Source organism: Pseudomonas sp. PS02302 (assembly GCF_029959585.1).
GTDB classification, from domain to species: Bacteria; Pseudomonadota; Gammaproteobacteria; order Pseudomonadales; family Pseudomonadaceae; genus Chryseomonas; species Chryseomonas aestiva.
The window spans coordinates 1-12,085 of the sequence record NZ_JASCON010000025.1 but is presented as its reverse complement, the minus strand read 5'-3'; the positions used below and the strand labels follow the sequence as shown (position 1 = coordinate 12,085).

Genomic DNA, 12,085 nt, shown 5'->3' with positions numbered 1-12,085 from the left:
GGGCGGCCACCCCTCTTAAAAACAGCCGATTGCATCGATCTTGACCTTGGACCTAAAGAAAAGCCGCACGCCCTACAGGACGTGCGGCTTCTTTTGTCCGAAACTGGCGGCTACTTATTGCTGGTGAGCAACGATGTAGTCGATAGCTTCCTGGACGGTGGTGATCTTCTCAGCCTGCTCGTCCGGGATTTCGGTCTCGAATTCCTCTTCCAGAGCCATCACCAGTTCGACGGTGTCAAGGGAGTCGGCGCCCAGATCCTCGACGAAGGAAGCGCTGTTGGTAACTTCCTCTTCCTTCACGCCGAGCTGCTCAGCGACGATCTTCTTAACGCGTTCTTCGATGGTGCTCATACCGTGTTCTCACTCCTAAAGGAAAAATCCGCACAACGGATTGCGCGTAAGTGTATAGAAAGGGATTTCCGTATTTCAAGCTGACGCGACATCAAGACGTATGCGCGGCCATTGCTGGTCCGACAGTTTACCAGCTTAGCGCAATAGCCGCGCGGGGGGTAACGTCGGTCAGCTCATGTACATTCCGCCATTCACGGGGATCGTGGCGCCGGTCACATAGGCCGCGCCCTCGCCCGCCAGGAAGCCGACCACCTTGGCGATCTCGTCGGCCTGACCGAGGCGGCCGGCCGGGATCTGGGTCAGCAGCGCGGTGCGCTGGGCTTCGGGCAGCTCACGGGTCATGTCGGTGTCGATGAACCCCGGGGCCACGGCATTGACGGTGATGTTGCGCGAACCCAACTCGCGGGCCAGCGCCCGGGTAAAGCCCTCAAGACCGGCCTTGGCGGCGGCATAGTTGGCCTGACCGGCATTGCCCATGGCGCCGACCACCGAGCCGATGCTGATGATACGACCCCAGCGCCCCTTGGTCATGCCCTTGAGCACGGCCTTGGAGAGCCGGAACAGGCTGTTGAGGTTGGTATCGATCACATCGAACCACTCATCATCCTTCATCCGCAGCATCAGGTTGTCGCGGGTGATGCCGGCGTTGTTGACCAGGATCGACGGCGCGCCGAATTGCGCCTGGACCTGCTCGAGGGCGGCCGCGACGGAGGCGTTGTCGGACACGTTGAGCACCAGACCGGTACCTTCGATGCCATTGGCCTTGAGCGACTCGGCGATGCGCTGGGCACCCGCCTCGCTGGTCGCGGTGCCGATCACGGTGGCGCCGAGCCGACCCAGCTCCAGGGCGATGGCTTGACCGATACCACGCGTGGCGCCTGTGACCAGGGCGACCTTACCTTGCAGACTCATCTCGTTTTCCTCGATTCAAAAAGCCGCGCGCGTGGCGGCGAAGGCGTCGGGGGTGTCCAGGGCCAGTGTTTCCACGCCCTTGACGCATCTCTTGTTCAGACCGGCCAGTACCTTGCCGGGACCGCACTCCACCAGGTGGGTGACGCCCTGGGCAGCCAGGTACTGCACCGACTCGACCCAGCGCACCGGACTGTACAGCTGGGCCAGCAGATCCTGCTGGAGGCTGGCCAGATCGGTGTTGACGCCGGCATTGACGTTCTGCACCACCGGAATCTCCGACTGGCTCCAGGTGCAACCACGCACGTCCTCGGCGAAGCGCTCCGCCGCCGGACGCATCAGGTCGCAATGGGAAGGCACGCTGACCGGCAGGGCCACGGCGCGCTTGGCACCCAGGGCCTTGCAGGCCTCGATGGCGCGCTCTACCGCAGCAGCGGCACCGGCGATCACCACCTGCCCCGGAGCGTTGAAGTTGACCGCGCTCACGACCTCACCCTGGGCCGCTTCGGCACAGGCGGCCAGCACCTGGGCATCCTCCAGACCCAGGATGGCGGCCATGCCGCCCTGCCCGGCCGGCACGGCTTCCTGCATCAGCTCACCACGGCGCGCCACCAGGCGTACCGCCTCGGCGAACTGCAGGCTGCCCGCGGCGACCAGCGCCGAATATTCGCCCAGGCTGTGACCGGCGACATAGGCCGGCTTGGCGCCGCCCTCGGCCAGCCACAGGCGCCACAGCGCGATGGAGGCGGTCAGGATGGCGGGCTGGGTACGGTCGGTCTGATTGAGCGACTCCTGCGGGCCCTGCTGGGTCAGCGCCCAGAGGTCATAGCCGAGGACAGCGGACGCTTCGGCGAAGGTTTCGCCGATCAGCGCGTGGTGCGTGGCCAGCTCACCCAGCATGCCCAGGGCCTGGGAACCCTGACCGGGAAAGACGAAAGCGAGAGAGGCGGACATAGGCAGGTCTCTTGTAGGTCCATTGCTGGCGAAACCGCGGTTCCGCCACTGACAGACTGAGATGTCGGTGTCGACCGGTCGGTCACACCGCTTTCAGAACCGCCAAGTTTAACCGGATCCGCGCGGGGAGATCAGTCTCCACGTCGCGCAGGGCCCGCTCGATGGCCTGAACGAAACCGACTTCGCCTGCCGCGCCATGGCTTTTCACCACCACCGCATTCAGGCCGAGAAAGCTCGCACCGTTGCGCAACTCCGGATCCCAGTGACGGAAACGCCGGGCCAGCCAGGGCTGCAGCAACTGACGCTCAAGCCAGGAGGCCGTGCCGCTGCGTTCGACCAGCAGGCGCAGCAGCGCCTCACCGGACTTGAGCACGGCATTGCCGGTGAAGCCATCGCAGACCACCACATCCGCCACGGCGGCATAGAGATCGCTGCCCTCGACGAAGCCGATGAAGTCGAAGGCCTGACTCTCGGCAAGGCGCCGTGCGGCGTCCTGGATCACCGGCGTGCCCTTGCCCGGTTCGCGACCGACATTGAGCAGCGCGACCCTAGGCCGTGCCAGGCCGCGGGCCTGGGCCGCACCTGCCCCCAGATAGGCGAATTGCACCAGCTGTTCGGCGCTGGTGTCGAGATTGGCGCCAAGATCCAGCAGCAGCGTCTGATGCCTGCCCTGCCCGGGCAGCGCCGACATCATGGCCGGGCGATCGATGTCCGGCAGCGTCCCGAGCAGCAGGCGCGCAAGCGCCATCCAGGCCCCGGTATTGCCGGCGCTCAGGCAGCCCTGGGCGTGGCCTTGCTGTACCGCTTCGAGCGCGGCATGCATGGACGTACGGGTGCGACTACGCACCACACTGGCGGGTCGTTCATCGGGACCGACGAGGCCATCGACATATTCGAACTGCAGGCGAGCGGCGAGCGAGGCAGGCGGTGACCAGGCCGACAGGGCGTCGCGCTGACCACAGAGAAGGAGGTGTAAGGCGGGGAAACGCTCGAGGGCGTCGAATGAAGCAGGAACAATGCAGCGGGGACCGAAGTCCCCGCCCATTGCATCGATCGCGATGACGATTTCGATCGAGAATTACTCGTCGGAACCTTTGTCGATCACTTTGCGACCGCGGTAGAAACCGTCGGGCGACACGTGGTGGCGCAGGTGAACTTCACCAGTGCTCTTTTCCACGGACAGAGCGTTCGCTTCGAGGGCGTCGTGCGAACGACGCATGTCGCGAGCGGAACGGGATTTTTTGTTCTGCTGAACAGCCATGATTTAACTCCTAAACGTTTGGGTCACGCTTCAACTGCGCAAGTACACTGAACGGGTTGGGTCGCTTTTCCTCGTCCGCCGGCTCTTCGGGCGCCTCGAAACCTTCCGGATGCTGGCAAGCACCTTCCGGATGCACGGGAATGATCGGCAGCGCGAGCAGCAGCTCTTCTTCGATCAGACTATGCAGATCCAGGGGCTCTTCACCAACCTCCAGGGCGTCGTAGCCCTGTGGCAAGGCATCGGCCGACTTCCCTTCCCGCAGCACCGCGAAATCGAATTCGCTGCTAATGGGAAGCACTGCCGGCTCCAGACAACGCTGGCAAATCATCTCGACCTTGGTATCCAGGACACCATGGATGACGAACTGCTTTTGTTGATCACGCCCGAAGTCGAGGACGACGGCAACCGCGCCTTCGGACTTCACGAGCTGCTCGCCGACACGCCGCATGTTCGCGAGAGGCAGCTCACCCTTGAGGGTTACGCCGCGATCCGCCAATTTGCGAGGATCGACCTGAGGTGGAATTGGCCCATTCAACATAAGCGCGCCATTATAGGGACGGCCTTACGGCTGTCAAAGGAAATTAACCCCGAAGCGACTCCGACCGACCTTTGGTCGACCTCGCCCGAGAACAAACTGATGCCTCGTATTCTACTCGCTTCCAGCTCGCCTTACCGCCGCCAATTGCTGGAAAGGCTGCAGCTGCCCTTCGCCCACCAGTCACCCGACATCGACGAGACGCCGCTACCCGGCGAAACCCCTCAGGCACTGGTGGAGCGCCTGGCACGTGCCAAGGCCACCGCCCTGGCCGATCAGCGGGAGCCGACGCTTATCATTGGCTCGGATCAGGCGACTGCCATAGAGGGCGAGATTCTCGGCAAGCCCCTGACCTACGCACGGGCCCATCAGCAGCTGACCCGAGCCAGTGGTCGCACCCTGGTGTTCCATACCGGACTGGCCGTCCTGGACAGCCGCAGTGGCGAGTGCCGCAGCGAGGTGGTGGATTTCCAGGTGCGCTTTCGCCCGCTGGATGCTGCGACCATCGACCGCTATCTGCGGGCGGAGCAACCCTATGACTGCGCTGGCAGCTTCAAGGCCGAAGGCCTCGGCATCGCCCTGTTCGAAGCCATGCAGGGAGAGGATCCGACCAGCCTGATCGGCCTCCCGCTGATCCGCCTGGCCGCATTGCTGCGCCAGGCAGGAGTGCAGGTGCCCTAGGCCACCTGCAGCTGGCACCAATTAACGCAGCACCGGACCCTGCCAGCCCATATAGAGGGCCAGACGCTCGGCGACGCTGGCACCCAGGCGCTTGGCGAAGCGATCAAAGGGCGAGTCCTCCTGGGTAAAGTCCACCAGGCGCTCCTCCTTGACCACATCCCGCGCCACATAGCTGGTGCTGCCGAGGCCATCGATCAACCCCAGGGAAAGCGCCTGCTCGCCGGACCACACCAGTCCGGAGAACAACTCGGGATGGCCCTCGACCTTGAGTCGATCGCCGCGGCCTTTCTTGACGCTGTCGATGAACTGCTGATGGGTGGTATCCAGCACCTGCTGCCAGAAGCGGGTTTCCTCGGGCTTCTGCGGCTGGAAGGGATCCAGGAAGGCCTTGTGCTCGCCGGAGGTATAGACGCGCCGCTCCACGCCCAGCTTTTCCATGGTGCCGACGAAGCCGAAGGAAGCCGCGGTCACGCCGATGGAGCCGACCAGACTGGCCTTGTCGGCATAGATGGCATCGGCCGCACTGGCCACATAGTAGGCGCCCGAGGCACCCAGGTCGGTGATCACCGCGTACAGCTTGATGTCCGGGTGCAGACCGCGCAGTCGCTTGATCTCGTCATAGATGTAGCCGGATTGCACCGGACTGCCGCCCGGGCTGTTTATACGCAGCACCACACCGCGGGTGTTGCTGTCGTCAAAGGCCTTGCGCAGCGCCGTCACGACATTGTCGGCACTGGCCTTCTCGTCGTCGGCGATCACGCCCTTGAGTTCGATGAGCGCGGTATGGGCGCCGGACTCGGTCACCCCGCCCTTCTTGCCCAGCGACAACAGGGGCGTGAACAGCACCAGCATGACAATCAGATAGGCGAAGGTCAGCAGCTTGAAAAAGATGCCCCAGCGCCGCGCTCGCCGTTGCTCGCGCACGCTGGCGAGCATGGTCTTCTCGATCAGGGCCCAGGTCCTGTCGTCCGCCGGACGCGTACGTCCGCTGTCTTCCTTCCACTCGTCAGCCATGCCCGCTATCACTCCTGCACACAACATTGTCACCCAGCCATAGCGCCAGGTCCGCGAAAGCTTCGATCACCAGGCGCGGACCGAAATCCCTGAGGACCTCGGCCGGCTGGGCGCCATAGGCGACCCCGATCGCCGCGACCCCGGCACGCCGCGCCATTTCCAGGTCGAAGACGGCATCCCCAACCAGCAGGGCATGCTCCGGCGCCACGCCGCAGTGGGCGAGAATTTCCTGCACCATCTGCGGATCGGGCTTGCCGGCGGCCTCGTCGGCGCAGCGGGTGATGTCGAAGAAATCGCTCAGGCCATGCTGCTGCAGCGAACGGTCCAGGCCGCGACGGCTCTTGCCCGTCGCCACGGCCAGCTGATAACCCTGGGCGCGAAAGCGCTGCAGCCCGCTCAGCACATCGGGAAACAGCGGCGAGGCCGCCTGCTCGCGACGGACGAATTCGGCGCTGTAGGCATCGCGAAAGCCCTCGATCTGCGCCGGGGTCACCAGCTGCGGATAAAGGGTCTGGATCGCCGCGACCAGCTCCAGGCCGATGATGCCCTTGATGGCCACGTCGCTGCGCGGCGGCAACCCCAACCGCTCGGCCGCCACGTGCATGACCTCGACGATCCGGCCGATGGAATCCGCCAGGGTGCCGTCCCAGTCGAAGATCAGCAGCTGGTAGTCAGGCATCCAGACGCTCCAGCGTCTGACTCCAGGTGCTGTCGACCGGCGCTTCCAGCCGCAGCTCACCGCCTTCGGGCAAGGGGATCACCAGACTCGCCGAGTGCAGGAACAGTCGCTTGCCACCGAGTTCGCGGATCTCCTGGGAAAAGGCTTCGTCGCCGTACTTGGGATCGCCGGCGATGGCGTGCCCCGCATGGCGCGCGTGGACGCGGATCTGATGGGTCCGCCCGGTCACCGGCCGCGCCTCGACCAGGGTGGCGAATTCGCCATAGCGCCGCAGCACCCGGAATTCGGTGAGCGCCTCCTTGCCCTCGTCGTTGACCTCGACCATGCGCTCGCCGGACCTGAGGGTGTTCTTCAGCAGCGGCGCGCTGATCTTCTTCTTGGCCGCCGGCCAATGGCCGCGCACCAGGGCGTGATAACGCTTGTCCACGCCGTCGCCGCGCAAGGCTTCGTGCAGGAAGCGCAGCATGCTGCGCTTCTTGGCGATCATCAGCAGGCCCGAGGTATCCCGATCGAGACGATGGACCAGCTCGATGTCGCGGGCGTCGGGACGCAGCTGGCGAAAGACCTCGATGACCCCGCCGGACAGGCCACTGCCGCCGTGCACGGCGATGCCGGCCGGCTTGTTGATGACGATGAGGGTCTTGTCCTCGTGGACGATGGAGTCCTCCAGGCGCTCAAGCAGCCCCTTGGCCAGGGGCGCCGGCTCGTCGGGCTCGGACAGGCGCAGTGGCGGTACGCGGATCTGGTCGCCGGCCTGCAGGCGGTAGTCGGGCTTGATGCGCCCCTTGTTCACCCGTACTTCGCCCTTGCGCAGGATGCGATAGATGAGGGTCTTGGGCGCGCCCTTGAGCTGGGTACGCAGGAAGTTGTCGATACGCTGGCCGGCATAGTCGGCGGGCACATCGAGCAGTTGAACGCCGGTGCTGGGAGAAGGAGGCTTAGTCATCGGCAGATGATAGCAATTTTCCCTTATTTGAAGCACTTAAAGCTTGCTGCTATAGTCCGGAGGCGGTTATCAGTCCTGTCTGGATGGCACCGCTCGCGAGGCCGTAGATTCCGCCCGCGAATAATAGGCTGCAAATGCAATAGTCACTGGACGTCTGGCCGTCCAGCAGACCGCCGACTCTGCCCAAGGGGGTGAGTGGCGAGCTGCGATCCGCCTGGTAACCAAAGGCAGCGGCACCCAGGGTGTCAGCTGTAAAACGACAACCGCTCCGGACCTTGCGGGCGGCACCAGATTCCTGAAGATTGTGTGCAGGATGGAGATGCACAACCAGCGTATCGCGTAGCCTGACAGTACGCCTGCAGCCCGCTTCGCGCCCAGCTTCGGCCAAGGTGACGATCGCAGGTGGAAGCCTCAAGGCCAACGGCCGATGCTCCAACCGCGACACCTGACACGAATCCCGCGACGACCCGGCTGCCCGAGCCTTTCGGCTGTCACGCCCGCACCATGCCTGGTTGATTCCTCCTCTTGTGGAGCTGCAACGGCAGTCGCTCAAGCGCCTGCAGGAGACGTAGTCGCGGCACGCCCCCGGGCCTGCTGCTGGACACGAAGGCCGGCTTGGACCGGCTTCGATACGACCCCGTGCACCCTTCTCCTGAATCCTGTTGCCACCACGTGGGCCGAGAGCCTGGAACGTAGTGGTATTACATGAAAAGAATGCTCATCAACGCGACCCAGCCCGAGGAATTGCGGGTTGCCCTGGTCGACGGTCAACGTCTGTTCGATCTGGACATCGAGTCCGGAGCCCGCGAACAGAAAAAGGCCAACATCTACAAAGGCCGCATCACCCGCATCGAACCCAGCCTGGAAGCCGCCTTCGTCGACTTCGGCGCTGACCGCCACGGCTTCCTCCCGCTGAAGGAAATCTCCCGGGAATACTTCAAGAAGAACCCGGAAGGCCGCGTCAACATCAAGGAAGTGCTCTCCGAAGGCCAGGAAGTAGTCGTCCAGGTCGAAAAGGAAGAGCGCGGCAACAAGGGCGCCGCCCTGACCACCTTCATCAGCCTCGCCGGTCGCTACCTGGTGCTGATGCCCAACAATCCCCGCGCGGGTGGCATCTCCCGTCGCATCGAGGGTGAAGAGCGCAACGAACTGCGCGAAGCCCTGAACGGCCTGAACGCCCCGGGCGACATGGGTCTGATCGTGCGCACCGCCGGTCTCGGTCGCAGCACCGAAGAACTGCAGTGGGACCTCGACTACCTGCTGCAACTCTGGTCCGCCATCAACGAAGCCTCGGGCGAGCGCAAGGGTCCCTTCCTGATCTATCAGGAAAGCAACGTCATCATTCGCGCCATCCGCGACTACCTGCGCCAGGACATCGGCGAGGTTCTGGTCGACAGCGTCGAAGCCCAGGAAGAAGCCCTGAGCTTCATCCGCCAGGTGATGCCGCAGTACGCCAGCAAGATCAAGCTGTACCAGGACAGCGTCCCGCTGTTCAATCGCTTCCAGATCGAAAGCCAGATCGAGACCGCCTTCCAGCGTGAAGTGAAGCTGCCCTCGGGCGGTTCCATCGTCATCGATCCCACCGAAGCCCTGGTGTCCATCGACATCAACTCGGCGCGCGCCACCAAGGGTGGCGACATCGAAGAAACCGCCCTGCAGACCAACCTGGAAGCGGCTGAGGAAATCGCCCGCCAGCTGCGCCTGCGCGACATCGGCGGCCTGATCGTCATCGACTTCATCGACATGACCCCGGTCAAGAATCAGCGCGCCGTGGAAGATCGCGTCCGCGAAGCCCTGGAAGCCGACCGCGCCCGCGTGCAGATCGGTCGCATCTCCCGCTTCGGCCTGCTGGAAATGTCCCGTCAGCGCCTGCGCCCTTCCCTGCGCGAAACCAGCGGTATCGTCTGCCCCCGCTGCAACGGCCAGGGCATCATCCGCGACGTGGAATCCCTGTCGCTGGCCATCCTGCGCCTGATCGAGGAAGAAGCCCTCAAGGATCGCACCGCCGAGGTTCGTGCCCACGTACCCATCCAGGTCGCGTCCTTCCTGCTCAACGAGAAGCGCAACAGCATCACCAAGATCGAGCTGCGCACACGCGTGCGCATCATCATCCTGCCGGACGATCACATCGAGACCCCGCACTTCGAAGTGCAGCGTCTGCGTGACGACAATCCCGAGCTGCTGAACAGCCAGTCCAGCTACGAGATGGCCAACACCGAAGCCGAAGAGGTGCAGCCGGTCAGCTCCACCCGCACCCTGGTGCGCCAGGAAGCGGCGGTGAAGGTTGCGCCCGAACGCGCACCGGCCCCCACCCCGGTCACTGCCGAAGTCGTGGCGCCCGTCGCCCCTGCAGCCAAGGCCACCGCCGAGCCCAACCTGTTCAAGGGCCTGGTCAAGTCCCTGGTCAGCCTGTTCGCCGGCAAGACCGAAGAGCAGCCCATGGCCGACAAGGCCGTTGCCGCGCCGGTCGCCGCCAAGAGCAGCGACGAGCAGCGCAGCCAGGACGAGCGCCGCAACGGCCGTCAGCAGAATCGCCGCCGCGAAGGTCGTCGTGACGACGAGCGCAAGCCGCGCGAAGAGCGTCAGCCCCGCGCCGATCGTGGCGAGCGCAGCGAGCGCCCGGCCCGCGAAGAGCGCAAGCCGCGGGAAGAGCGTCAGCCCCGCGAAGAGCGTCAGGCCCGTGAAGACCGCCCGGCTCGCGAGGAGCGTCAGCCCCGCGAAGAGCGCGCCACTCGCGAAGAGCGTCAACCGCGTGAAGAACGCCAGCCGCGCGAAGACCGCCCGGCTCGCGAAGAGCGTCAGCCCCGTGAGGAGCGCGCCTCTCGCGAAGAGCGTCAGCCGCGTGAAGAGCGTCAACCCCGTGAAGAGCGCCAGCCGCGCGAAGAGCGCGTGAGTGCCGAAGAGCGTCCGGCTCGCGAAGAGCGCCAGCCGCGTGAGGAGCGTCAGCCTCGCGAGGAGCGCAAGCCACGCGAAGAGCGCCAGCCCCGCGAAGAGCGCAAGGCGCGCGAAGAGCGTCAGGAAGCGGCCAGTGCCGAAGAGTTGAACGAAGAAGAAGTGCTGGACGGCAATGACGAACTGGAAGAAGGCGAAGAGCGTCCGCGTCGCCGTTCCCGCGGTCAGCGTCGCCGCAGCAACCGTCGTGAGCGTCAGCGCGATGCCAATGGCAACTTCATCGAAGACGAAGAGCCGGGTACCGATGCCCCTGTAGCGCCCGCCGCCATAGCTCTGGGTACCGCTGTCGTGGTGAGCGAGAGCGTGACTGCCGTCGCCACCCAGGAAGAGGCTCGTGAGGCTCACCAGCAGGAGCCGGTGGTTGCTGCCGACATCCCTGCCGCTGAAGTCACCCAGGAAACCGCCGTGGAGCAGCCTGCCGCCGAAGCGCCGGCCCAGCCGGAGATCCTCACGCCCGACGTGATCCAGCTGCAGGACGAGCGTGCGCCGCACCAGGAAGTGGAAATTGCCGCACCTGCTGCCGAGCAGATCGCCCCGGTCGCGACCCCTGCCGCCATTCCTGCCGCACCGGCCGAAGCCGAAACTGCAGAGTCGGCCGCAGGCCGCGCCTCCAACGACCCGCGCGAGCGTCGTCGCCGTGAGCGCATGGCTCGTGAAGCTGAAGCCGCTCGCGCCAGCCAGCCCGAGCAGCAGGCCGAGGCACCCGCCCTGGGCGCCATCGCCGAAACCGAGGAAACCTTCGCTACCGCAGCGGTAGGCACCGTGGAGCCGCAGCAGGCGCCCGAGGTTCAGCCCGTCCAGGCGACCGAGGAGCTGCCCGCAGCCGAGGCCGAGTCGGCGCCGATCGTGATCGAAGAGCCCGTCGAGGTCGTACCCAGCCCTGCCCAGGAAGAAGCGGCCAGTGTCGCCCTGACCGGTCAGGACAGTGTCACTGACGAAGCACCCAAGGCCGATGCCGATGCCGTGAAAGAGGACGAAGCCACTCAGGCCGAACTCGATCGCAAGCTCAAGGACTCCCGGGAAAATCATCCCGGCTGATCTCAGCCATCCATGAAAAGGGGCGCCTAGGCGCCCCTTTTTTTTATATCTGGAATCCTTACAGGCGCCGGTACGCGCTCGACGCCACCCTGGACATGCCATAGCAGCCTCGCGCAGGCGAGCACTTAGCCAGAAGCAGGGGAAGATGACCTTCGTGCCAAACCCCACGTTGGGGCTGCCTCAACCCGCCTACGGTGCCCTGCATACTGTGTAAGTTGGCACTGAGCGCGGCGAAGCCCAACGCTGGCGCGATAGCAGGACTGTTGGGCTTCGGCGATGGAGCCGCCTCAACCCAACCTACGGTGCTCCGGCATAGCCGGTAGGTTGGCGCTGAGCGCAGCGAAGCCCAACGCTGGCGCGATAGCAGGACTGTTGGGCTTCGGCGATGGAGCCGCCTCAACCCAACCTACGGTGCTCCGGCATAGCCGGTAGGTTGGCGCTGAGCGCGGCAAAGCCCAACGCTGGCGCGATAGCCGGACTGCTGGGCTTCGGCGATGGAGCCGCCTCAACCCAACCTGCGGTGCCCCGGCATAGCCGGTAGGTTGGCGCTAAGCGCAGCGAAGCCCAACTCTGGCGAGATAGCAGGACTGTTGGGCTTCGACGGTGGAGCGGCCTCAACCCAACCTGTGGTGCCCCGGCATAGCCGGTAGGTTGGCGCTGAGCGCAGCGAAGCCCAACACTGGGAGGAAAGGCCGGGCTGTTGGGGCGCGGCGGGGGGGCTGGCCCGGGCCCACCCCCGGCTCGTTTAAACATATCCGCGCCCCC

Annotated in this window: 11 protein-coding genes; 2 read left to right on the top strand and 9 right to left on the bottom strand. The window is 65.0% G+C overall.

All coding sequences use genetic code 11. The features are described from left to right. Positions 1 to 114: 114 nt before the first annotated feature. The 6 genes from acpP to QMX82_RS10630 form a co-directional block, all read right to left on the bottom strand. Positions 115 to 351: an acyl carrier protein gene (gene acpP, locus QMX82_RS10655; RefSeq protein ID WP_007160597.1), complete on the bottom strand. Its 237-nt coding sequence runs from the start codon at positions 349 to 351 to the stop codon at positions 115 to 117. A gap of 168 nt (positions 352 to 519) precedes the next feature. Next, positions 520 to 1,263 carry a 3-oxoacyl-ACP reductase FabG gene (gene fabG / locus QMX82_RS10650; RefSeq protein ID WP_282283198.1) on the bottom strand — a complete coding sequence of 248 codons (744 nt, stop codon included), beginning with the start codon at positions 1,261 to 1,263 and terminating at the stop codon, positions 520 to 522. A 15-nt stretch (positions 1,264 to 1,278) separates the two neighbouring features. Further along, complete coding sequence (gene fabD / locus QMX82_RS10645; RefSeq protein ID WP_282283196.1) at positions 1,279 to 2,214, bottom strand: ACP S-malonyltransferase; 936 nt, start codon at positions 2,212 to 2,214, stop codon at positions 1,279 to 1,281. 82 nt (positions 2,215 to 2,296) lie between these two features. Next, entirely contained in the window at positions 2,297 to 3,286 is a 990-nt protein-coding gene (plsX, locus tag QMX82_RS10640; protein WP_442969382.1) for a phosphate acyltransferase PlsX, read from the bottom strand. Between the two features lie 6 nt (positions 3,287 to 3,292). Continuing rightward, positions 3,293 to 3,475 carry a 50S ribosomal protein L32 gene (rpmF, locus tag QMX82_RS10635; protein ID WP_007160601.1) on the bottom strand — a complete coding sequence of 61 codons (183 nt, stop codon included), beginning with the start codon at positions 3,473 to 3,475 and terminating at the stop codon, positions 3,293 to 3,295. Positions 3,476 to 3,485: 10 nt separating this feature from the next. Continuing rightward, entirely contained in the window at positions 3,486 to 4,013 is a 528-nt protein-coding gene (locus tag QMX82_RS10630; RefSeq protein WP_208692206.1) for a YceD family protein, read from the bottom strand. A 99-nt stretch (positions 4,014 to 4,112) separates the two neighbouring features. On the opposite strand from QMX82_RS10630, the gene QMX82_RS10625 reads away from it, so the two are divergent. Beyond that, positions 4,113 to 4,691 carry a Maf family protein gene (locus tag QMX82_RS10625; protein ID WP_282283166.1) on the top strand — a complete coding sequence of 193 codons (579 nt, stop codon included), beginning with the start codon at positions 4,113 to 4,115 and terminating at the stop codon, positions 4,689 to 4,691. Positions 4,692 to 4,712: 21 nt separating this feature from the next. On the opposite strand, the gene sppA is transcribed toward QMX82_RS10625, so the two are convergent. From sppA to rluC, 3 genes are read right to left on the bottom strand one after another with little or no spacing between them, the layout of a single operon-like run. Continuing rightward, a complete protein-coding gene (gene sppA / locus QMX82_RS10620) occupies positions 4,713 to 5,705 on the bottom strand; it encodes a signal peptide peptidase SppA (protein WP_208692208.1) in 993 nt (330 codons plus the stop codon). Further along, entirely contained in the window at positions 5,698 to 6,384 is a 687-nt protein-coding gene (locus QMX82_RS10615) for an HAD-IA family hydrolase (RefSeq protein ID WP_208692209.1), read from the bottom strand. Before QMX82_RS10615 ends, sppA begins: the two co-directional genes overlap by 8 nt. Continuing rightward, positions 6,377 to 7,330, bottom strand: a complete 954-nt coding sequence (rluC, locus tag QMX82_RS10610) for a 23S rRNA pseudouridine(955/2504/2580) synthase RluC (protein WP_133862675.1) — start codon at positions 7,328 to 7,330, stop codon at positions 6,377 to 6,379. Before rluC ends, QMX82_RS10615 begins: the two co-directional genes overlap by 8 nt. 705 nt (positions 7,331 to 8,035) lie before the next feature. On the opposite strand from rluC, the gene rne reads away from it, so the two are divergent. Beyond that, the gene (gene rne / locus QMX82_RS10605; protein WP_282283158.1) at positions 8,036 to 11,320 is read left to right on the top strand and encodes a ribonuclease E; all 3,285 of its coding nucleotides are present in this window, start codon (positions 8,036 to 8,038) and stop codon (positions 11,318 to 11,320) included. Positions 11,321 to 12,085: the final 765 nt, after the last annotated feature.